This is a genomic window from Streptomyces tibetensis, assembly GCF_007655005.1.
Lineage (GTDB): Bacteria > Actinomycetota > Actinomycetes > Streptomycetales > Streptomycetaceae > Streptomyces > Streptomyces tibetensis.
In genome coordinates, this window is the sequence record NZ_SZVW01000025.1 from 15,747 (window position 1) to 35,637 (window position 19,891).

General features: G+C 71.9%; 20 protein-coding genes and 1 pseudogene. 10 read left to right on the forward strand and 11 right to left on the reverse strand.

What is annotated here, in order from left to right; all coding sequences use genetic code 11:
* Nucleotides 1-145: 145 nt before the first annotated feature.
* Entirely contained in the window at nucleotides 146-1,516 is a 1,371-nt protein-coding gene (locus FDO69_RS34420; RefSeq protein WP_104786253.1) for an NAD(P)/FAD-dependent oxidoreductase, read from the forward strand.
* 83 nt (nucleotides 1,517-1,599) lie between these two features.
* Nucleotides 1,600-3,840 (forward strand): FUSC family protein, encoded by a 2,241-nt coding sequence (locus FDO69_RS34425; protein WP_104786255.1) that lies wholly within the window; start codon nucleotides 1,600-1,602, stop codon nucleotides 3,838-3,840.
* 69 nt (nucleotides 3,841-3,909) lie between these two features.
* Here the strand turns inward: FDO69_RS34425 and FDO69_RS34430 are convergent, their stop codons facing one another.
* The 6 genes from FDO69_RS34430 to FDO69_RS34455 form a co-directional block, all read right to left on the reverse strand.
* Nucleotides 3,910-4,344 carry a hypothetical protein gene (locus tag FDO69_RS34430; RefSeq protein WP_104786258.1) on the reverse strand — a complete coding sequence of 145 codons (435 nt, stop codon included), beginning with the start codon at nucleotides 4,342-4,344 and terminating at the stop codon, nucleotides 3,910-3,912.
* Nucleotides 4,345-4,372: 28 nt separating this feature from the next.
* Nucleotides 4,373-5,209 (reverse strand): DUF1206 domain-containing protein, encoded by an 837-nt coding sequence (locus tag FDO69_RS34435; protein WP_104786261.1) that lies wholly within the window; start codon nucleotides 5,207-5,209, stop codon nucleotides 4,373-4,375.
* Nucleotides 5,210-5,342: 133 nt separating this feature from the next.
* The gene (locus FDO69_RS34440) at nucleotides 5,343-6,197 is read right to left on the reverse strand and encodes an ANTAR domain-containing protein (protein ID WP_104786264.1); all 855 of its coding nucleotides are present in this window, start codon (nucleotides 6,195-6,197) and stop codon (nucleotides 5,343-5,345) included.
* Nucleotides 6,198-6,309: 112 nt separating this feature from the next.
* Nucleotides 6,310-6,573, reverse strand: coding sequence for a DUF5133 domain-containing protein (locus FDO69_RS34445; RefSeq protein WP_104786267.1), 264 nt, complete (start codon nucleotides 6,571-6,573; stop codon nucleotides 6,310-6,312).
* A 31-nt stretch (nucleotides 6,574-6,604) separates the two neighbouring features.
* Nucleotides 6,605-7,468 carry an RNA polymerase sigma factor SigF gene (locus FDO69_RS34450; protein WP_104786270.1) on the reverse strand — a complete coding sequence of 288 codons (864 nt, stop codon included), beginning with the start codon at nucleotides 7,466-7,468 and terminating at the stop codon, nucleotides 6,605-6,607.
* A gap of 200 nt (nucleotides 7,469-7,668) precedes the next feature.
* Nucleotides 7,669-8,103, reverse strand: a complete 435-nt coding sequence (locus FDO69_RS34455; RefSeq protein ID WP_104786273.1) for an ATP-binding protein — start codon at nucleotides 8,101-8,103, stop codon at nucleotides 7,669-7,671.
* Nucleotides 8,104-8,375: 272 nt separating this feature from the next.
* Between FDO69_RS34455 and FDO69_RS34460 the strand changes: the two genes are divergently transcribed.
* The 3 genes and pseudogenes from FDO69_RS34460 (at nucleotide 8,376) to FDO69_RS34470 (ending at nucleotide 10,926) form a co-directional block, all read left to right on the forward strand.
* The gene (locus FDO69_RS34460; RefSeq protein ID WP_104786275.1) at nucleotides 8,376-8,597 is read left to right on the forward strand and encodes a hypothetical protein; all 222 of its coding nucleotides are present in this window, start codon (nucleotides 8,376-8,378) and stop codon (nucleotides 8,595-8,597) included.
* A 70-nt stretch (nucleotides 8,598-8,667) separates the two neighbouring features.
* Nucleotides 8,668-10,136: pseudogene (locus tag FDO69_RS42795) on the forward strand (aminotransferase class I/II-fold pyridoxal phosphate-dependent enzyme).
* A gap of 334 nt (nucleotides 10,137-10,470) precedes the next feature.
* Nucleotides 10,471-10,926: a cyclic nucleotide-binding domain-containing protein gene (locus tag FDO69_RS34470; protein ID WP_104786278.1), complete on the forward strand. Its 456-nt coding sequence runs from the start codon at nucleotides 10,471-10,473 to the stop codon at nucleotides 10,924-10,926.
* A 13-nt stretch (nucleotides 10,927-10,939) separates the two neighbouring features.
* Here FDO69_RS34470 and FDO69_RS34475 read toward each other — a convergent pair whose 3' ends face one another.
* Together FDO69_RS34475 and FDO69_RS34480 are read right to left on the reverse strand one after the other, a co-directional pair.
* Nucleotides 10,940-12,232 (reverse strand): MFS transporter, encoded by a 1,293-nt coding sequence (locus tag FDO69_RS34475; protein ID WP_104786281.1) that lies wholly within the window; start codon nucleotides 12,230-12,232, stop codon nucleotides 10,940-10,942.
* Between the two features lie 83 nt (nucleotides 12,233-12,315).
* Complete coding sequence (locus tag FDO69_RS34480; protein ID WP_104786283.1) at nucleotides 12,316-12,933, reverse strand: LysE/ArgO family amino acid transporter; 618 nt, start codon at nucleotides 12,931-12,933, stop codon at nucleotides 12,316-12,318.
* A gap of 80 nt (nucleotides 12,934-13,013) precedes the next feature.
* On the opposite strand from FDO69_RS34480, the gene FDO69_RS34485 reads away from it, so the two are divergent.
* Nucleotides 13,014-13,913: a LysR family transcriptional regulator ArgP gene (locus FDO69_RS34485; RefSeq protein ID WP_167526737.1), complete on the forward strand. Its 900-nt coding sequence runs from the start codon at nucleotides 13,014-13,016 to the stop codon at nucleotides 13,911-13,913.
* A gap of 4 nt (nucleotides 13,914-13,917) precedes the next feature.
* Here the strand turns inward: FDO69_RS34485 and FDO69_RS34490 are convergent, their stop codons facing one another.
* Nucleotides 13,918-14,625, reverse strand: a complete 708-nt coding sequence (locus tag FDO69_RS34490) for a TetR/AcrR family transcriptional regulator (protein WP_104786286.1) — start codon at nucleotides 14,623-14,625, stop codon at nucleotides 13,918-13,920.
* 104 nt (nucleotides 14,626-14,729) lie between these two features.
* On the opposite strand from FDO69_RS34490, the gene FDO69_RS34495 reads away from it, so the two are divergent.
* From FDO69_RS34495 to FDO69_RS34505, 3 genes are all read left to right on the forward strand, one after another.
* The gene (locus tag FDO69_RS34495) at nucleotides 14,730-15,947 is read left to right on the forward strand and encodes a saccharopine dehydrogenase family protein (protein WP_104786288.1); all 1,218 of its coding nucleotides are present in this window, start codon (nucleotides 14,730-14,732) and stop codon (nucleotides 15,945-15,947) included.
* Nucleotides 15,948-16,050: 103 nt separating this feature from the next.
* Entirely contained in the window at nucleotides 16,051-16,305 is a 255-nt protein-coding gene (locus FDO69_RS34500; protein WP_030844076.1) for a WhiB family transcriptional regulator, read from the forward strand.
* Between the two features lie 112 nt (nucleotides 16,306-16,417).
* Nucleotides 16,418-16,768, forward strand: a complete 351-nt coding sequence (locus FDO69_RS34505) for a DUF488 domain-containing protein (protein WP_104786291.1) — start codon at nucleotides 16,418-16,420, stop codon at nucleotides 16,766-16,768.
* A 19-nt stretch (nucleotides 16,769-16,787) separates the two neighbouring features.
* Here FDO69_RS34505 and FDO69_RS34510 read toward each other — a convergent pair whose 3' ends face one another.
* Nucleotides 16,788-18,461, reverse strand: a complete 1,674-nt coding sequence (locus FDO69_RS34510) for an FAD-binding dehydrogenase (protein WP_104786293.1) — start codon at nucleotides 18,459-18,461, stop codon at nucleotides 16,788-16,790.
* 17 nt (nucleotides 18,462-18,478) lie between these two features.
* Complete coding sequence (locus FDO69_RS34515; protein ID WP_104786296.1) at nucleotides 18,479-19,117, reverse strand: TetR/AcrR family transcriptional regulator; 639 nt, start codon at nucleotides 19,115-19,117, stop codon at nucleotides 18,479-18,481.
* 129 nt (nucleotides 19,118-19,246) lie between these two features.
* Between FDO69_RS34515 and FDO69_RS34520 the strand changes: the two genes are divergently transcribed.
* Nucleotides 19,247-19,870, forward strand: coding sequence for an alpha-ketoglutarate-dependent dioxygenase AlkB family protein (locus FDO69_RS34520; RefSeq protein WP_104786299.1), 624 nt, complete (start codon nucleotides 19,247-19,249; stop codon nucleotides 19,868-19,870).
* The last annotated feature ends 21 nt before the right edge of the window (nucleotides 19,871-19,891 follow it).

Consider the following 19,891-nt stretch of genomic DNA (forward strand, 5'->3'; position numbering starts at 1 on the left):
ATGGTGGTGATCGACGCGTTCGTCTGCCTGCCGCGTCCGGCTGGCGCGCCGGCCGGAGACACGGTGGGATCGAAAGGGTGCGAACCAGCGATCCAGGGGCAGTCGGAAGGCGTTCGAGGCAGACCGCCTGGAGCCGCAGAAAGGGATGAACACCGTGACACGACCCAGGATCCTGGTGGTTGGCGCAGGCTTCGCCGGTGTGGAGTGCGTCCGCCGTCTGGAACGGAAACTCTCCCCGGACGAGGCGGACGTCACGCTGGTGACGCCGTTCGCCTACCAGCTCTACCTGCCGCTGCTCCCCCAGGTCGCCTCCGGCGTGCTGACGCCGCAGTCGATCGCCGTCTCCCTGCGCCGCAGCAAGAAGTACCGCACGCGCATCATTCCGGGCGGCGCCATCGGCGTGGACCTGAAGTCCAAGGTCTGTGTCATCCGCACCATCACCGACGAGATCGTCAACGAGCCGTACGACTACATCGTGCTGGCGCCCGGCAGCATCACCCGGACCTTCGACATCCCGGGACTGACGGACCACGCGTTCGGGATGAAGACGCTCGCGGAGGCGGCGTACATCCGTGACCACGTCATCTCTCAGCTGGACCTGGCCGACGCGAGCCAGGACCCCGTGGAGCGGGCCTCGCGACTGCAGTTCGTGGTGGTCGGCGGCGGTTACGCGGGCACCGAGACGGCGGCGTGCCTGCAGCGGCTGACGCACGCGGCGGTCAAGCGCTACCCGCGGCTGGACCCGAGCCTGATCAAGTGGCACCTGATCGACATCGCGCCGAAGCTGATGCCGGAGCTGGGCGACAAGCTCGGCAGCAGCGCGCGGGAGATCCTGCGCCGACGGGGCATCGAGATCTCCCTGGGCACCTCCATCGCCAAGGCCGGCCCCGAGGAGGTCACCTTCACCGACGGACGGGTGATCCCGACCCGCACGCTCATCTGGACCGCCGGGGTCGTGGCCAGCCCGCTCATCGCCACGCTCGGCGCGGAGACCGTCAAGGGCCGGCTCTCGGTCGCCCCGGAGATGAACCTGCCGGGCGACGACGGGGTGTTCGCGCTCGGCGACTCGGCCGCCGTGCCCGACCTGGCCAAGGGGGACGGAGCCATGTGCCCGCCCACCGCGCAGCACGCCCTGCGCCAGGGCAGGCACGTCGCCGACAACGTCATCGCGTCACTGCGGGGCCAGGCGATGAAGCCGTACGTGCACAAGGACCTCGGGCTGGTCGTCGACCTCGGTGGCACCGACGCCGTCTCCAAGCCGCTGGGCATCGAACTGCGTGGGCTGCCCGCCCAGGCCGTGGCCCGCGGCTACCACTGGTCGGCACTGCGCACCAACGTGGCCAAGACGCGGGTGATGACGAACTGGCTGCTCAACGCGGTCGCCGGTGACGACTTCGTACGGACGGGGTTCCAGGCCCGCAAGGCCGCGCGGCTGAAGGACTTCGAGTACACCGACGCCTATCTGACGCCGGAGCAGGTGCGGGAGCGGGTCGAGGGGTCCGGCGGACCGGAGTAGGACGGCCCGGACGGGAGCTTCCGATCGCGGCATGTCATGCTGAGACACGGATCTTGGTGTGAGCAGGGAGAGAGTGCGGCGGCGTGAGGGCAGCGGGACGCGCGGTACGGGCACGACTGCGAGACCGGATCGCAGCGTCCGACCCCGGACTGCTGCGTCTGACGGCCGGGTTGCGCACGGTCGGCGCGATCGCGCTCACCCTGGCCGTGCTGTCCCTGCTGCAGACCGATGTGCACCTTCTGGTGGCGGGGGCCATGGCGGCGATGGTCGCCACCTTCGCCATCCGGGAGAAGCAGCTCGGCGCCCAGGCCGTGACGCTGGCGCTGGGACTGCCGGTGGCCCTGGCCTCGGTGTCCCTGGGCGCGGTGCTCAACACGCGTCTCGTCGTCGGTGACGCCTTCTTCGTCGTCCTGATCTTCTGCGCGGTCTACGGCCGCCGGTTCGGCGACCGGGGCACCGCGCTGGGGCTGATCGGCTTCCAGGTCTACTTCCTGTCGCTGTTCGTCGGTGCCACCGTCGGCACCCTGCCGGAGCTGTGCGGTGCCATGACCCTGGCGTTCTGCTCCAGCGCCCTGATGCGCTTCGCGGTCGTGCCGGCGACACCCACGGGTGTGCTGCTGCGGCTGCGGCTCGCCTTCCGCGCGCGGCTGGCCCAGCTGGTGGCCGCGCAGCTCGAACTCCTCGACGCCCCCGCCGCCGAGATGGACAAGGCGCTGGAGGCCCTGCGCGACGGCACCGCCCGGCTCCACGAGACGGCGATGATGATCCAGGGGCGGCTGGAGGAGGGCACCCCGGACGAATCGGCGGCGCGGCTGGTGCAGCGCAGGATCGCGGACGCCGAGATCGCCGCGGAGCGGCTCGGCCTGCTGCTGCTGACCGCCCGAACCGCCGAACGGGCCGACACGCTGACGCTGCACCTGCCGGGCGCGCCCGCCCCGTCGGTCGCCGGGCCGGAGATGCCGGACGAGGCGGGCGCCACGCTGCACCGCGACCTGCGGGCGCTGCACGCCCTGGTGCTGCGGGCCGGCAGCGGCGACACCGGCACCGGCCTGGCCCATGTGCGCAACCGGCTCCTCGGCTACCGGGACGAGGAGAACCTGCCGCCCGCCTCGGCCGCCGTCCAGGACGTCTTCCGCGGCATCGGAGAGTCGGCCCGCGCGGTGCTCGGGCTGCGGATCGCCCTGGACGGTCCGCAGGACGAGTCGGACGACACCCCTGCCACGGCCCGCTCCCGCGAGGAACTGGACGCCGAGGACGCCGCGATCGACGGCGGCGGCGAGGAGGCCGCGCAGGAGGAGCAGACGGGGCTGCGGCGGCCCACCACGCGTGCGGCCGTGCAGGTCGCCGTCGGGTCCGCGCTGGCGATCGTGGGCGGCGAGCTGCTGTCGACGCAGCGCTGGTACTGGGCGGTACTGACGTGCTGGATCGTTTTCCTCAACACCGCGTCGACGGGCGAGATCCTGGTCAAGGGCTACCGGCGGCTGCTGGGCACGGTGTTCGGCGTGGTGGCCGGGATCGTCCTGGCAGGGCTGGTCGGCAAGCACACCTGGACGGCGTTCGCCCTGGTCCTGGTGCTGATCTTCGCCATGTTCTACTCGGCGCCGCTGTCGTACACGCTGATGTCGTTCTTCGTGACCGCGATGCTGGGACTGCTGTACACGCTGCTGCACACCTACAGCCTCGATGTGCTCGTGCTGCGCATCGAGGAGACGGCGCTCGGCGCGGCCTGCGGGGTGGTCGCGGCGGCTCTGGTCCTGCCGGTGCAGACGGACCGCCGTACGAACGAACTGCTGGGCACCGTGCTGGAGCGGCTGGCCGAGGTCACCGAGGCCGCGGTCGGCCAGCTCAGCGGCGGACCCGCCGACGATCTGCTGGACAAGGCCCGCGATCTGGACCAGTCACTGGCGGATCTGCGCGCCGCCACGCAGCCGCTGATCCATCCGGTGACACCGCTGCGGACGCGGCGGAACACGGCCCGGTACGTGGTGGCGTTGCTGGAGACGTGCGCTTACCACGCACGGACGCTGGCGGCGACCGCCGAGCTGCTGCCGACGCATCCCTCGATCGCGGCGGACCCGCGACTGCGCGGGGCCGCCGGGCGCACGGTGCGCAACATCGAGACGATCGCGGCCCGGGTCGCCGACGAGCAGGTGGGCGCGCAGGTCGAGACCGGGCCGAGCATCGCCTCCCTGCTGGGATCCGACGGCACACCGCGCTACGGCCGCATCACCGATCGCGTGCTGCGGCATCTGGAGCGGCTGGACGAGGCCGTGGTGGGCCTCGCCCGGCCACTGGACGTGCCGGTGGCGGCGCCCAAGGGGTGAGGGCCCCGTGGGGTGAGGGCCCCGTGGGGTGAGAGCCCTGCCCTCCGAGGAGGAACGGGGGGCTGCGCCTCAGAAGTCCGTGGGCAGCCCGCTCACCTCGGCGATGCCCCGCAGCTCCTCGGTCTGCCTGTGCCGGTCCCGGATGTATTCGGCTATCTCGCCGAGGCGGATCGGATCGGACGCGGTGGTGGCGTCCGTGACGATCCTGACCGGGCCGGTGTCGTCGACGTCGAGTTCGACCACTTCGTTGTCCAGGCGGCCGGTGACGGCGGTGGCGATGACGAGCGCCACCTCGTCACGGACCTCCTGGGGCAGTTCGTCGTCGCCCCCGGAGTCGAGCGCGAAGTCGAGGCTGGACAGGCGTTCCTCTTCGATCGCCTCGAGGACCGGTTCCACCGCGCGCATCAGGAGGCGGTAGTCCTCGGTGTCCATCCGGATGCGCAGGAGGTCCAGGTACATGTCCACGGGCCGGCCGTCGCCATGCGGAATCTCGGAGTCGCTCATTGGCTTCGTGTTCCCCGGAGAACGCGACTCAGACGCGCCGCCACCGGGCCATGGCGAAGGAGAAGACTCCGAAGAGCACCAGCCCGGCCGCGACGCACACCAGCAGCCAGGGGCCGAGCGGAGTTTCGGCGAAGGTGCGCAGGGTGTCGTCCAGGCCCTTGGCCTTGTCGGGTTCGTAGTCGATGGCCGCGCGGACGGCGAAGACACCGGCCACCGCGAACACCAGCCCCCGGGCCGCGCCGCCGGCCACACCCGTGACGTCGACCAGCTGCCGCGTCCGGTGGCTCATCTGACCCAGCCGGAGCTTGTCGTGGTACTTGCGCCGCACCGCCCGTACGGCGATCCAGCCGCCGGCCACGACGATGCCGATCCCCGCGGCGCCCACCAGCCACTGGCCGCCGGGTATCTCCAGAACCCTGGCCGTGGCGTCCCGGGACTGCTTGTCGCTGGATCCGCCGCTCTGGTGGCGGCTGAGCGCGAAGGTCAGCACCGAGTAGGCGACGAAGACGTAGAAGACGAAGCGGACCGTCGCCATCAGCCGCTTGCGTGCGCTGCGGCCGTCCTTGCCGACCGAGCCGAAGAGGGCTTCGGACAGCCGCCACAGGGCCATGCCGACGAGCCCGATGCCCAGCGCCCACAGCAGCACCGCGCCGAACGGCTTCTGCGCCAGTTCCTGCAGGGCTCCCCCGCGGTCGGCCTGATGGCCGGCGTCACCGAAGGCGATCTGCAGGGCCAGCGCTCCGACGAGCAGATAGATCACGCCCCGGGCGGCGAAACCCGCCCGTGCCGCCCCCTCGGTCACCGAACCCCGCGCCATCCGCCGGGCTCGCGACCGACCGCCTTGTGCCATCGCACTCGTGTTCATGTCGACCTCCCGGCAGTCCGGATGCCCCGGGTCTGCGTTCACACACCCTGCACAACCACCGGACCAGGGGGTTCCGGTCACCGGCCGGGTGCTGCCTCCCCAACCGCACGGCGGCGCCACTCCCGTCACGGGCTCAGGACCTGCGCAGCCTTGTTCCGCGGGCGGCGCGGCCGAGGGCGTGCAGGTGCTCCAGGGCGTCCAGGACCACCGTGCGGTCGTGCCAGGCGAGCCAGCGGCCGGCCTGGCCGCCGACGGTGTCCAGCGCCTTGATCTGGGCTGTCGTGAGTCCGTTCAGGGGCTGGTCCATGTGGGCCGAGACCATGCCGACGCACAGCCCGGACGCGGTCGTCAGGGGGACGCTGTGGCAGGCCCTGCTGCCCGCCGCGAGGATGGCCAGGCGGGCCGGTTCGGAGAACACCGGGTCGCTCTCCACGTCGCGGACGGTGACCTGGGCGACGTCCCGGGCGGCCTGCGCGCAGGACGTCCCGTCCTCGCCGACGTGGGCGAAGAAGTCGACGAAATCGGCCGTGAGGCCGGTGTGCTGCTCGATGCGCAGACCGCCCCGCGCCGGGTCGGGGAGCTGCACGTTGCCCATGTCGGTCCCGGTGACCGCCAGGGTGGTACGCAGCACGGCCTTCAGGACGGCGCTCCGGCTGCCGGAACCGGACCGGTGCGCCTGGGTGAAGGTCAGGTCCGGTTCCGCCTCGCGGACCCGCCGCGGGAACCACAGGGCGTCCGAGCCGTCGGGCCGCGGTGCGGTCACCAGGGCATCCGCCAGCGTGCGCAGCTTGACGTTGTACCGCTGGGACGCCCGCTGCATCAGGGCGAAGGCGCTCTCCCCGTCCGGCAGCGCGTACCGCTCCTGGAGAATGCCCTGCGCCTGCGAGATCAGCGGGCGCACGCGGGCGCGGGCCCGCAGGTCGCGTACCTCGGCGCGCAGGCGCTCCAGCTCGCCGTCGTCGGCCGCCGCACGCTCCGCTGTGGACATGGAACTCCTGGAGTGTCGAAGTCATGGCGCGAACGGGCCCGGCCGCGGCTCGCGCCGTCGGCCGGGCCCTCGTTCGGCCTCGTCGTCCCCGCCGCTCAGCGGCCCACGGGGGTCAGGCGGGCTCCGTGACCGGTGTACGCGCTCCGGCCATCGGCGCCACGGGCCCGCGAACCGGTGCGGGTGCGGTCGCGAGCCACTGGTGAGCGGCCTCGAGGGCGCGCTCGACGGTCCGGGTGCCGGTGGACACGCACAGCGTGTACGCCAGGTCGCGTACCCGGGGGTTCTGCTCCGCCGGTCCGCCGGTGGCTTCGGCGGCGGCCAGGGCTTCGTACTCGTCGACGAGCCGGCGCAGCACGGCGGGGTGGGGCCTCAGCATGGTGGGTTTTGCTCCTCGTGAATGTCGGTGGTCAGGCCGTCGCGGAGGGGCCGCCGCTGCCCCGGTTGCCCGTCCGCTGCCCCAGGACCTCGTCGCGCACCCGGGCGCAGCTACGGCTGATGAGGCGGGAGACGTGCATCTGTGAGATGCCGAGGTGGTCGGCGATGCGGCTCTGGGTCATGTCCTCGAAGAAGCGCATGTAGAGGATGGCCCGTTCGCGTTCCGGCAGGCGGCGCAGGCCTTCCTTGGCGGACTCGCGGTCCACGACGACGTCGTAGGACGAGTCGGCCGCGCCGAGGGTGTCCGCGAGGCTGTAGCCGTCGTCGTCGGCCGAGAGTTCGGCGTCCAGCGACAGGGTGCTGAAGCTGTCCAGGGCCTCGAGCCCGGCGTTGACCTCCTCCTCACTGAGGCCGGTGTGCGTGGCGAGGTCCGCCACGGAGGGCTCGGGGCTGCCCGGGTTTTGGGTGAGTTCACGGCGTGCCACCCGCACCTTGTTGCGCAGTTCCTGCACACGGCGGGGCACCCGCAGGGCCCACATGCGGTCCCGGAAGTGCCGCTTGACCTCGCCGGTGATGGTGGGGACGGCGTAACTCTCAAAGGCACCCCGGCTCGGGTCGAACCGGTCGATGGCCTTCACCAGGCCCAGCGCGGCGACCTGCCGGAGATCCTCGATCGACTCTCCGCGGTCGCGGAAGCGGCCGGCGATCCGGTGGGCCATGGGCAGCCACAGGGTGACCAGTTCGTCGCGGACGGCCTCCCGCTCGGGACCCTCCTCCAGCTCCGCCATCCGGGCGAAGAGGGCGGCGGTGTCGGGGGCGTCGTCGTGACGCCGCCGGGTGGCGGGGGTCGTCGTTTCGGGCGTGCCGGGACGATGGGTGGGCGTTTCGATGAGCATGCGGATTCGCTCCTGAACGGTGGTTTCAGGGACATACCGCGGGAAGGGTGCCGCCCGGATCGCCTGGAGGGCCTCCGGGGCAGTCATACCGCTCCCGCTGGCGCGCCTCCGGTCCGAAGCACGAAACTGCGTCTGCCCTGCACCCGGGGGAGCAAACTCCGCTTTGCAGTGCAATCTGCCGGGCGCTTCCTCACGGGCGTTCAGAACAGGGGCACGACGGCGGTGATGCACTTGCCCCCGGAGGGCAGGTCCGACACCCGGACGTCGCGGGCGAGCCGGCAGACGATGGGCCAGCCGTGGCCGCCGTGCCGCATGCGTCCGTTCGGGTCTGTGCGTGGCGCGGTCACGGGCAGCGCGTCACTGCGGTCGCTGACCGAGACGCGCACGCCGGGCTCGTCGACGTCCACCTGGAAGTCGGTGACACCCCCGCCGTGCAGGATGGCGTTGGTCGTCAGCTCCGAGGTGACGAGCAGCGCGTCGGACAGGGCGTCCGTGTCGCACGGCGTGTGGGTGGCCCGGCAGCGTTCGGCCACGGCCAGTTCCACCGCCCGGCGCGCCTCGGCCGGCTTGCACGGCCGGGCCCGGTGAGAACCGGGCGGCTCGCCTACGGATTCGATCATGTGCTCGTCGCACATTCTGCAGCTCCCCTGACAGCACGGACGGACATACCGGGTCCGGACCGGGTTCCGTGGCCGCCCGCGGGGGGCCTGCCCGGGGTCCTCGGACCCACTGCTCGAAACGGACTCGCGGCGTTCGGGGCGCGCGCCGCGTGAACGCCGCGGTCTCACTCTTCGGCTCACCTCTCCCCGCACCTGCAAACCTCCGGTCCGGCCGCAGGATCACGAAAACACCTCGAACGGCCGGATGCCGGTGCCATCTCCGCGCGTTCGGCGGGTACGCGGTCTGCATGACCGATGTGGTGGATTCGGGCGAGCTGTTGCGGCGCATCCAGCGTGCGAGGGAGTGCGCGGCCCAGGAGGAGCGGACGTGGCGGACCAGGAGCGAGGAGCTGGACGCGACCGACCCGCAAGGGGCCCGGGACGCGACCGTGCGGCAGATGTCCTACGAGGCGGTGCTGCGGGTGCTGGACGAGATCGTGAAGCCGGGCAAACACGCACCGGAGGGCTGACCGGGCGGACGCCGGTGTCCGTCCGGGTGAGACCGGATTGCGGGGGCACACGCCGGGAACCCGTGTGCGCATGACAGCGGACCACACACGAGCACCGGTTCTGGAAGCCCTGGACGAGTACCGACGCAAGGGGCATCTGTCGTTCACACCGCCCGGGCACAAGCAGGCCCGCGGCGCGGATCCGGCGGTCCGGGAGATCCTCGGTGACGCGGTGTTCCACGGGGACGTGCTGGCCTCGGGCGGTCTGGACGACCGGCTGACCCGTGGCCGGGTGCTGCAACGCGCGCAGGAACTGATGGCCGACGCGGTGCACGCCGAGCACACGTTCTTCAGCACGTGCGGCAGTTCCCTGTCGGTGAAGGCCGCGATGCTGTCGGTCGCGGGACCGCACGAGAAGCTGCTGCTCGGACGCGACGCCCACAAGTCCGTGGTGGCGGGGCTGATCATCTCCGGTATCGAGCCCGTCTGGGTCGAGCCCCGCTGGGACGCCGAGCGGAACCTCGCCCATCCCCCGTCCGCCGAGGAGTTCGACCGGGCCTTCGACGCGCATCCGGACGCGCGCGGCGCCCTGGTCACGAGTCCCACACCGTACGGCGGCTGCGCGGACCTGCGGGCGATCGCCGACGTGTGTCACCGGCGCTCACGGCCGTTGATCGTCGACGAGGCGTGGGGCGCGCACCTGCCCTTCCATCCCGATCTGCCGTCGTGGGCGATGGACGCGGGCGCGGACATCTGCGTGACCAGCATCCACAAGATGGGCAGCGGTCTGGAGCAGGGTTCGGTCTTCCACCTCCAGGGCGATCTGGTGCCGCCGGAGCTGCTGGGGATGCGCGCGGACCTGCTGGGCACCACGAGCCCGTCGGTGCTGATCTTCGCGGGTCTCGACGGGTGGCGGCGGCAGATGGCGCTGCGCGGCGGGAACTGATGGGCGGTGCGCTGGACCTCGCGGCCGGGGTCCGGGCCGCCATCGAGGAGATCGACGGCCTGCACGTCAACGGCCGGGACGACCTCTGCGGCCCGGGTCTGGCCGACGACCTCGACCCGCTGCCCGGCGTCATCGACCTCACCGGACTCGGGATCACGGGCTTCCAGGCGGCGGACTGGCTGCGCGAGCACCGGCAGATCGACGCGCATCTGGTGGACCACCGCCGTATCGGCGCGCAGATCACCCACGGCGACGACCGGGGAACCACCGGACAGTTGCTGGAGGCGCTGCGGGACCTGGCGCGGGCGGCGCCGGACCTGCCCGGGGCGCCGCGAGTGGAGGTACCGTCGCCGGCGAAGCTGCGGATGGAGCAGGCGGTGCTGCCCCGGGACGCGTTCTTCGGCCCGGCCGAGGCGGTGCCGGTGTCCGAGGCGGCCGGGCGGGTCGCGGCCGAGATGATCACGCCGTATCCCCCGGGCATCCCCGCCGTCCTGCCCGGTGAGCGCCTGACCGAGCCGGTGCTGGCGTACTTGCGGACAGGGCTGGACGCGGGCATGCACCTGCCCGACCCCGAGGACCCGAAGCTGGAGACGGTGCGGGTGCTCGCGCAGTGACCCGGGCCCCCGGAGTTGAACACGGTACGGGGGCTCGCGCGGTGACCCGGGCGTGAAACGGGTCACGCAACCCGGTCTTCGGGTGCGCGTCCGCCCCCGGATGGTTTACGGTTCACATATACGTGGTGACGGAGTCGACTCCTGGTCCTCCGTGCATCACCTTTCACGGCCCTGGCTGGTTCCCCCCTCCAGCCAGGGCTTTTTCATGCCCGGGCGGCCTGCCGGAAGAAGTCCCGTACGCCGAGGTGCTCGCCGCCCCGGCAGCGGCTGAAATGGGCTTAGGACCCCTGGACACAGCACCGCAAGTCGACCGCCCGGCGAGGAGCTCCGCGTCATGACCAAAGCGATCAAACTCCTGACCGCCCTGCCTCCGCCCCAGCGGCAGCGCCTGATGACGCTCGCCCGGGAGGTGTCCTTCCCCGAGGACGCCCGGATCTTCGAGGCGGGCGGCACGGCCGACCGCTTCTGGGTCATCCGCTCCGGCGCCGTCTCCCTGGACCAGCAGGTGAACTCCCTGCAGCGGGTGACGGTGGCCAGCCTCGGCGCAGGCGACCTGCTCGGCTGGTCCTGGCTGTTCCCGCCGTACACCTGGGACTTCGGCGCGGTGGCGTTCAGCCCGGTGCGGGCCTACGAGTTCGACGCGGAGGCCGTGCTGGAGCTGTGCCAGGAGGACCCGCAACTCGGGATGATGCTGGTGCGCAACGTCGCCGAGGTGCTAGCCCACCGGCTGGAGATGACCCGGGGCAAGCTGATGGACCAGTACACGCTGCACCGGCGCGGAGCCCTGTGAGCCGCGTGAGCCCTCAGACCCGGTAGCGGCGCAGCGCCGGTACGGCGGTGGCCAGCACCAGCATCACCGCGACGACCAGCAGTCCGCCGCCGGCGACGGCGGTGCGGGGGCCGAAGGCGGAGCCCGCGGTGCCGTGCAGCACGTCGGCCAGGCGTGGCCCGCCCGCCACGACGACGGTGAAGACGCCCTGCATGCGCCCGCGCATCTCGTCGGTGGCGGCGGACAGCAGGATCGCCCCGCGGAAGACCATGGAGACCATGTCGGCCACCCCGGCCAGGGCGAGGAAGGCCACCGCGACCCAGAGGTTGCCGCTCAGCCCGAAGCCCGTGATGGCCACACCCCAGGCGACCACCGCCCCGATGACCATCAGGCCGTGCCGCCGGGCCCGGGAGAAGGTGCCGGAGAACAGTCCGCCCAGCACGGCGCCGACGGGGATCGCCGCGAACAGCAGGCCCAGGGCGAGCCCTTCGCCGTAGGGGGCGTAGGTCTGGGAGGCGAGCTGCGGGAAGAGGGCGCGGGGCATGCCGAGGACCATGGCGACGATGTCGGCGAGGAAGGACAGCAGCAGCACGGTGTGGCCGGAGATGTAGCGGAAACCGGCGGCGATCTCCTTCACGCCCGCGCGCCGTACCACCGTTCCGGCCAGGGGCGGCAGCGAGGGCAGCCGGTACACCGCCCACACCGTCACGCACAGCGCCAGCGCATCGACGAGGTACAGCTCGGGCAGGCCGATGACGGGGATGAGGGCGCCGGCGAGCAGCGGGCCGACCACCTGGCCGGTCTGCATCACGGTCGAGCCGAGGGCGTTGGCGGCCGGCAGTTCGTCCGCGGGGACCAGCCGGGCGATGGAGGCGCTGCGGGCCGGTGCGTTCAGGCCCCAGAAGGCCTGCTGCACGGCCAGCAGCAGCATCAGCGCGGCCACCGACTCCAGGCCGGCGAAGGCCTGGAGCCAGAACAGCAGCGAGGTGACGGCGATGCCGCTGTTGGTGATCAGCAGCAGCTTGCGCCGGTCCATGGTGTCGGCGATCGCCCCGCCCCACAGCGCGAACACGATCAGGGGCACGAGGCCGGCCAGGCTCGCGGCGCCCACCCAGGCCGAGGAGCCCGTGATGTCGTAGATCTGCTTGGGGACGGCGACGGCGGTGAGCTGGCTGCCGACGGCCGTGACGACGGTGGAGCCCCACAGCCGCCGGTAGGCGGGGCGGCGCAGGGGCCGGGTGTCCATCGCCCAGCGCCGCCAGCCGCGCCGCCGGGGCGCCTCATGCTCGGGTTCCCGCTCTTGTCTCGTGTTCTCGCTCGTGTCCACGCGCCGCTTCCTTGATGCTCGCTACACCTTTCCGGGCGAGGATCACTATCTCACCGGCCCGGCCACGCCCCGCGGCCGAGGTGTCAGCTGCCGGCGATGAGCACGGCGCCGAGCACGACCATGGTGGCGGCGACCAAGCCGTCCAGGACACGCCAGGCGGCGGGCGTGGCGAGGAAACGGCCGAGCACACGAGCTCCGAACCCGAGGGCGGTGAACCAGCACAGGCTGGCCAGCACGGCGCCGAGGCCGAAGGTCCAGCGCAGCGAACCGTGGTCGGCGGCGACGGACCCCAGCAGGAACACGGTGTCGAGGTAGACGTGCGGATTGAGCCAGGTCATCGCCAGGCAGGTGAGCACGGCCCGGCGCACCGATCCGGTCGCGTCCCCCTCGATCCGCAGTACGCCCCCGTCCGGCCGGAACACCCGGCGGGCTGCCAGGGCGCCGTAGCACAGCAGGAAGGCGCCGCCGATCCAGCCGACCACCGTGAGGGCGCCCGGCCACTTCACCACCACCGCTCCGACCCCGCCGACCCCGAGCGCGATGAGTGCCGCGTCGGACAAGGCGCAGATTCCGACCACCGCGAGGACGGCCTGGCGCCGGATCCCCTGCCGCAGGACGAACGCGTTCTGGGCGCCGATGGCGACGATCAGGGACAGTCCGGTGCCGAAACCGGCGGCGCCGGCGGTGAAGGTGCTGGTCATGGCGTCGACGCTACGGAGACATCGAGATCGGGTCCAGCTAAAGATTCTTATGTATCATTAGCTGACGTGATGATGACGTGATGATGACGGATCTCCCGCTGGACCAGGTGCGGACCCTGCTCGCCGTCGTGGACGAGGGGACGTTCGACGCGGCGGCGGCCGCGCTGCACGTGACGCCGTCGGCGATCAGCCAGCGGGTGAAGGCGCTGGAGCAGCGCACGGGGCGGGTTCTGCTGCTGCGGACCAAGCCGGTGCGGCCGACCGAGTCGGGCGAGGTCCTGGTGCGGCTGGCCCGCCAGGTGGCACGGCTGGAGCACGACGCCTACGCGGAGCTCGGACTGAGCGGCGCCGGGGAGCCGACCCGGGTGTCGGTGGCGGTGAACGCCGACTCGCTGGCCACCTGGTTCCTTCCGGTGCTCACCCGCGTACCGGAGGAGTTGCGGCTCTACTTCGAGCTGCGCCGCGAGGACGAGGACCACACGGCGGCGCTGCTGCGGGAGGGCGCGGTGATGGCGGCGGTGACCTCGTCGCCGGATCCGGTGCCGGGCTGCTCCGTGCGGTCGCTCGGCCGGATGCGCTATCTGCCCGTGGCCGCGCCGGACTTCGCGGCGCGGCACCTCGGCGGGCCCCTGGCCCAGGCACTCAGGGAGGTGCCCGTGGTGGTCTTCGACCGGCGCGACGACTTCCAGGACGGTTTCGTCCGCGGGCTCACCAGGGGGCACGCCGGCGCGAGCGCGCTCCGGCACTACGTGCCGACCTCGGAGGGCTTCGTCGAGGCCGTCGCCGCCGGGCTGGGCTGGGGCCTGGTGCCGGAACCCCAGGCGGACCCCCTGCTGCGTGACGGCCGCCTCGTCGGCATCGCCCCGCGCCGCACGGTCGACGTGCCGCTGTACTGGCAGCAGTGGAAGCTCGACTCGCCGGCGCTCGCGCAGGTGGCGGAGACGGTGACGGCGACCGCGGCGCAGGCGCTGCGGCCCTGAGACCTCAGTCGCGGAAGGCCTCCAGCCGGGCCGCCGCGCTGTCCAGCAGCATCTCCAGCGCCGTCGGGTAGGCGCTGTCGAGCATGCGGGTGGCGAGCAGCGGCGCCGCCTCGGCGATGCGGGGGTGGGTGGTGGCGGGCAGACGGGCATACGTCGAGCGCCACATGTCCTCGTCGGCGTGCAGCGAGTCGCTGGGCAGGGCCAGCGAGGCGGCGTCCAGCGCGGCGAACGCCAGGGTCTGGTCGATGAAGGCGTGGTAGATGCGCACGGTGTCGGGCAGCGGGAAACCGGCCGTGCGCAGGACGTCCAGGACCGCCTCGTCGGCGGCCAGCTCATGGGCCCGGCCCGTGACGCGGTTCGTGGTCAGCAGGGCGGCCTGCGGATGGGCGAGATACGCGGCGTGGATGCCCAGCCCGAAGGACCGCAGGTCCGCCCGCCACTCCCCCGTGCGCCGCCAGCCCCGAAGGGCCTGGCCGATGAGCGCGTCGCCGATGGCGAGGGTCAGCTCGTCCATGCCGCGGAAGTACCGGTAGAGCGTGCTCGGATCCGCGTCGAGGGCGAGGCCGAGCCGACGGGCTGTCAGTCCCGCGCTGCCGTGTTCGCGCAGCATGCGCAGCGCGGTCTCGACGATCAGCTCCTCGGACAGCACGGTGCCGCTCTTGGTGGGCCTGCGCCGGCGGCGTTTGTCCTCGGGCACCACGGGCTTCGGCACGACGGGCTCCCTCCTTATGCCAACGCCATTGACCTTATGTGACAGGGCGGCGTTTCATCTCCCCAAGGGCGCGTCACGTTCTTCGCACATAGGGAGTTTCTGTCATGCGTGTACTGCTCGTGGGAGCCGGCGGAGTGGGCGGCGCCATCACGCGGATCGCGGCCCGGCGGCCGTTCTTCGAGGCCATGGTGGTGGCCGACTACGACCCGGACCGCGCCGCGGCGGCGGTCGCGGCGCTCGGCGACGACGCGCGCTTCACGGCGGAACAGGTCGACGCGAGCGACGAGAGTGCCGTCGCGCGCCTGCTCGCCCGGCACCGCTGCGACGTCCTCCTCAACGCCACCGACCCCCGCTTCGTGATGCCGCTGTTCCGCGCGGCCCGGGCCGCGGGCGCCGCCTACCTCGACATGGCGATGTCGCTGTCCCGCCCGCACGCGGAACGGCCGTACGAGGAGTGCGGGGTCAAGCTCGGCGACGAACAGTTCGCGCAGGCCGCGGACTGGGAGAAGGAGGGGCTGCTGGCCCTCGTCGGGATGGGGGTGGAGCCTGGCCTGTCGGACGTGTTCGCGCGGTACGCCGCCGACGAACTCTTCGACGAGATCGAGGAGATCGGCATCCGCGACGGCGCGAACCTGACCGTGGACGGCTACGACTTCGCGCCCTCGTTCAGCATCTGGACCACCATCGAGGAGTGCCTCAACCCGCCGGTCGTCTACGAGGGCGGGAAGGGCTGGTTCACCACCGAGCCGTTCAGCGAGCCCGAAGTGTTCGACTTCCCCGAAGGCATCGGCCCGGTCGAGTGCGTGAACGTGGAGCACGAGGAGGTGCTGCTCGTCCCGCGCTGGGTCGACGCCCGCCGGGTGACCTTCAAGTACGGCCTGGGCCGGGAGTTCGTCGAGACGCTGCGGACCCTGCACCTGCTGGGCCTGGACCGTACCGACCCGGTGACCGTGCCCGGGCCGGACGGACCGGTGAAGGTCTCGCCCCGGGACGTGGTCGCCGCGTGCCTGCCCGACCCGGCGACGCTGGGCGAGCGGATGCACGGCAAGACGTGTGCGGGCACCTGGGTGCGGGGCGTGAAGGACGGTGAGCCGCGCGAGGTGTACCTCTACCACGTGGTCGACAACCAGTGGTCCATGACCGAGTACGGCTCCCAGGCCGTGGTGTGGCAGACGGCGATCAACCCCGTCGTCGCGCTCGAACTCCTCGCGACGGGCGCCTGGTCAGGTGCCGGAGTACTCGGCCCGGAGGCCTTCCCCGCCCGGCCGTTCCTGGACCTGCTGACGGACTACGGTTCCCCCTGGGGCATGCGGGAGCAGTGAACGACTGTCCTGGAACGCCCTGTTTCATCGGGCATCGACAGGTCACCCGAAAGAGAGTAAGCATCCGAGAGAGCACGTTTCTACTGCGATGCAGGTGACTTCGATGGACAACTGGCGAGACCACGCTGCCTGTCGGCACGAGGACCCCGAGCTCTTCTTCCCGATCGGCACCTCCGGCCCGGCTCTGTTGCAGACGGAGCAGGCCAAGGCCGTGTGCCGACGGCGCTGCCCCGTGCAGGAGCAGTGCCTGCAATGGGCCCTGGACACGGGGCAGTCCATCGGCGTGTGGGGCGGGACGAGCGAGAACGAACGGCGTGCGCTGAAGCGCCGCACTGCCGCCCGCCGCCGCTCCGGCTGACACCGGCCCGCACCCCTGGGGAGCTGCAGCGCAGCGGTCCCCAGGGGTGCGGGCGTCGGGCCGGGGTTAGGCTCGCGGCACGTATCCGTATCGCCGCGGAGAGGAGCCGACCATGAGCGTGCGCGTGCGCCGTGTCTACGATCCCGCCGAGCCGGAGGACGGGGTGCGGGTGCTGGTCGACCGGCTGTGGCCGCGCGGACTGGCGAAGGACGCGGCCCGGGTGGACGAGTGGCCGAAGGCGCTCACCCCCTCGACGGAGCTGCGCCGCTGGTACCACGCGGGCGAGGGCTCGTACGAGGAGTTCGCCGAGCGGTACGAGGCGGAGCTCGCCGCCGACGAGGCCGCCGAGGCGCTCGACAATCTGCGTGATCTGGTCCGCAAGGGCGACGTGACCCTGCTGACCGCTTCGAAGACGCCGGAGCAGAGCCACGCCACCGTGCTGACCCGTCTCCTCAAAGGATGAGGAGACGGGCCCGCGTCCGTCAGGCGGTCTGCTTCGCCGCCGCGCGGCCCGCCGCCCGGCCCGAGAAGAGGCAGCCGCCGAGGAAGGTGCCCTCCAGGGCGTTGTAGCCGTGGACGCCGCCGCCGCCGAATCCGGCGACCTCGCCGGCCGCGTACAGTCCGTCGATCGGCTTGCCGTCGGTCCCGAGCGCCCGCGAGTCGAGGTCGGTCTGGATGCCGCCGAGGGTCTTGCGGGTGAGGACGTGCAGCTTGACGCCGATCAGCGGTCCGGCCGCCGGGTCGAGGAGGCGGTGCGGGGTGGCGACCCGGCCGAGGCGGTCGCCGATGTAGCGGCGGGCGTTGCGGATGCCCTGTACCTGCGCGTCCTTGGCGTAGGGGTTGGCGATCTGGAGGTCGCGGGCCTCGATCTGGCGCTTGATCACGGCCGCGTCGAGGAGCGGCTCGTCGGTGAGTTCGTTCATCTTCGCGACGAGCTGTTCGACGCTGCCCGCGGTCACGAAGTCGGCGCCCTTGCGCAGGAACGCGTCGACCGGGCCGGGCGCGCCCTTGCCGAGGATGCGTTCCTTGAGGAATCCGGCACGGTCCTTGGCGGTGATGTCGGGGTTCTGCTCGGAGCCCGACAGGGCGAACTCCTTCTCGATGATCTTCTGCGTGAGGATGAACCAGGAGTGGTCGTACCCGGCGATGTCCTCGGTGGTGCGCAGGTGCTTCAGGGTGCCGAGGGTGTCGTAGCCGGGCAGGTACGGTCCGGGCAGGCGGCGGCCGAGGGCGTCGAACCACATCGAGGACGGGCCGGGCAGGATGCGGATGCCGTGGCCGGGCCAGATCGGGTCCCAGTTCTGCAGGCCCTCGGTGTAGTGCCACATGCGGTCGCGGTTGACCAGCCGGACGCCCGCCTCGGCGCTGATGTCGAGCATCCGCCCGTCGACGTAGGCGGGGACGCCGGTGACCATCTCGCGCGGCGGGGTGCCGAGGCGTTCCGGCCAGTAGCGGCGCACGATGTCGTGGTTCGCGCCGATGCCCCCGCTGGTGACGATGACGGCCTGGGCGGTCAGTTCGAACTCGCCGACCGCCTCGCGGCTGGAGGCGACGCCCCGGGGTGCGGGGTCCTCGGCCAGGACGGTGCCGCGCACGCCCCGGACGGTGCCGTCCTCGACGACGAGCGCGTCGACGCGGTGGCGGTGGTGGAAGGTGAGCAGTCCGTCGCGGGCGGCCTGCTTGGCGTACCGCACGAACGGTTCGACGACGCCGGTGCCGGTGCCCCAGGCGACGTGGAAGCGGGGCACGCTGTTGCCGTGCCCGTGCGCCGTGAGGTCGCCGCGTTCGGCCCAGCCGACGGTGGGCAGGAACGTGATGCCGTGCCCGTCGAGCCAGGACCGCTTCTCCCCCGCCGCGAACTCGACGTAGGCGCGGGCCCAGCGCACGGCCCAGGAGTCCTCGTCCTCCAGCCGGTCGAAGCCCGCGCTGCCCCGCCAGTCGCTCCAGGCGAGGTCGAAGGAGTCCTTGATGCCCAGGCGCCGCTGCTCCGGCGAGCCGACGAGGAACAGCCCGCCGAAGGACCAGAAGGCCTGACCGCCGAGGTTGCCCGCGTTCTCCTGGTCGACGAGGGCGACCCGCCGTCCCTTGCTGGTCAGTTCGTGCGCCGCGACCAGGCCGGCGAGACCCGCTCCGACGACGATGACATCGGCATCCATGGCGACCGTTCCCTTCCTCAGTGCTTCGTGTGATCGGGGGTGCCGCTGCCGTCGGTCAGCAGGGCCGTGAGCAGTTGCTTCAGCCAGACGCGGGCGTGCTCCAGGTCCCGGTCCAGCAGCAGTTGGGTGGTGACGCCGTCGTACGCGGCGACGACGGCGTGGGCGGCGTCGTCGATGTCGACCAGCACGGCGGGCAGTGCGGTGTGCCCGCGGGCCCGGCCGAGCCGGCCGGCGATGGCCTGCCGCAGCCGCGCGCGGTGTTCGAGCAGGCTGTGCGCGACCTCCGGGTCGCGGGCGGCGTGTACGAGGAAGTCCGTCTTCACCAGGAGCCAGTCGCGGTCGAGGAGCAGCACGTCGGTGACGCGGTCCACGGCGGCGGGCACGTCGAGGTCGGGCCCGTCGAGGGCGAGGGCTCCGGAGACCTGCTCGGCGATCAGGTCGGCCCGCTCCTGGTAGAGGGCGAAGAACAGCTCGTCGAGGCTGGAGAAGTTGGAGTAGAAGGCGCCCCTGCTGTAGCCGGCGGCCTCGCAGACCTCCTCGATCGAGACGTGGCCGAATCCCTTGGCCGCGAACACGGAGAACGCCGCCCCGAGGAGGTTGGCGCGGGTGTGGACCCTGCGCCTGGTCACACGTCCGGTGGTTCCGTCGGCCGCCATGCCCTGCCCTCCTTTCGACCCCTTCGATGGCTTCGGTCGTTCGATACATGACTGTATTGGATACACCAATGTATCGAAAGGCCGACCTCGCCATGGAACAGATTTTCGATTACGAGGTACGCTGGCGGCATGCACCTCCAGGGCTCCCTCTTCGACCAGGCCGATGAGCTGCGGCTCGGCCCTCTGGACGGGATCAGCCGTACCGACCTCGGCTTCGGCGCCTGGCTCGACGTGCTTCCCGGGTGGCTCAGCGGCTCGGACGAACTGTTCGAACAGCTCGCGGCCGAAGTCCCGTGGCGGGCCGAGCGGCGCACGATGTACGACCACGTGGTCGACGTCCCGCGTCTGCTCGCGTTCTACGGCGTGGACGATCCGCTGCCGCACCCGGTGCTGGCCCGGGCGAGGGACGCGCTGAGCGCCCACTACGGCAAGGAGCTGGGCGAGCCGTTCACCACGGCCGGGCTCTGCTACTACCGCGACGGCCGGGACAGTGTGGCCTGGCACGGTGACCGGATCGGACGCGGTGCGCGCGAGGACACCATGGTCGCGATCCTGTCGGTGGGAGCACCCAGGGACCTGCTACTGCGCCCGGTGCGGGGCGGCCGCGACACCGTGCGCCGCCCACTGGGCCACGGCGACCTCGTCGTGATGGGCGGTTCCTGCCAGCGCACCTGGGAGCACGCGATCCCCAAGAGCACCCGGGCCACGGGGCCGCGCATCAGCATCCAGTTCCGCCCGCACGGCGTGCGCTGACGGCGGACCGAACAACCCCGC

What these genes read in the sequence shown, in the direction of transcription:
- FDO69_RS34430 (WP_104786258.1), bottom strand. Translation starts at nt 4,344, where the DNA reads ATGAGCGACTCCGAGATTCCGCATGGCGACGGCCGGCCCGTGGACATG.
- FDO69_RS34515 (WP_104786296.1), bottom strand. Translation starts at nt 19,117, where the DNA reads ATGGCGGCCGACGGAACCACCGGACGTGTGACCAGGCGCAGGGTCCAC.
- FDO69_RS34480 (WP_104786283.1), bottom strand. Translation starts at nt 12,933, where the DNA reads ATGACCAGCACCTTCACCGCCGGCGCCGCCGGTTTCGGCACCGGACTG.
- FDO69_RS34420 (WP_104786253.1), top strand. Translation starts at nt 146, where the DNA reads ATGAACACCGTGACACGACCCAGGATCCTGGTGGTTGGCGCAGGCTTC.
- FDO69_RS34495 (WP_104786288.1), top strand. Translation starts at nt 14,730, where the DNA reads ATGCGTGTACTGCTCGTGGGAGCCGGCGGAGTGGGCGGCGCCATCACG.
- FDO69_RS34460 (WP_104786275.1), top strand. Translation starts at nt 8,376, where the DNA reads ATGACCGATGTGGTGGATTCGGGCGAGCTGTTGCGGCGCATCCAGCGT.
- FDO69_RS34440 (WP_104786264.1), bottom strand. Translation starts at nt 6,197, where the DNA reads ATGTCCACAGCGGAGCGTGCGGCGGCCGACGACGGCGAGCTGGAGCGC.
- FDO69_RS34450 (WP_104786270.1), bottom strand. Translation starts at nt 7,468, where the DNA reads ATGCTCATCGAAACGCCCACCCATCGTCCCGGCACGCCCGAAACGACG.
- FDO69_RS34470 (WP_104786278.1), top strand. Translation starts at nt 10,471, where the DNA reads ATGACCAAAGCGATCAAACTCCTGACCGCCCTGCCTCCGCCCCAGCGG.
- FDO69_RS34520 (WP_104786299.1), top strand. Translation starts at nt 19,247, where the DNA reads ATGCACCTCCAGGGCTCCCTCTTCGACCAGGCCGATGAGCTGCGGCTC.
- FDO69_RS34455 (WP_104786273.1), bottom strand. Translation starts at nt 8,103, where the DNA reads ATGTGCGACGAGCACATGATCGAATCCGTAGGCGAGCCGCCCGGTTCT.
- FDO69_RS34505 (WP_104786291.1), top strand. Translation starts at nt 16,418, where the DNA reads ATGAGCGTGCGCGTGCGCCGTGTCTACGATCCCGCCGAGCCGGAGGAC.
- FDO69_RS34500 (WP_030844076.1), top strand. Translation starts at nt 16,051, where the DNA reads ATGGACAACTGGCGAGACCACGCTGCCTGTCGGCACGAGGACCCCGAG.
- FDO69_RS34435 (WP_104786261.1), bottom strand. Translation starts at nt 5,209, where the DNA reads ATGAACACGAGTGCGATGGCACAAGGCGGTCGGTCGCGAGCCCGGCGG.
- FDO69_RS34485 (WP_167526737.1), top strand. Translation starts at nt 13,014, where the DNA reads ATGATGACGGATCTCCCGCTGGACCAGGTGCGGACCCTGCTCGCCGTC.
- FDO69_RS34510 (WP_104786293.1), bottom strand. Translation starts at nt 18,461, where the DNA reads ATGGATGCCGATGTCATCGTCGTCGGAGCGGGTCTCGCCGGCCTGGTC.
- FDO69_RS34445 (WP_104786267.1), bottom strand. Translation starts at nt 6,573, where the DNA reads ATGCTGAGGCCCCACCCCGCCGTGCTGCGCCGGCTCGTCGACGAGTAC.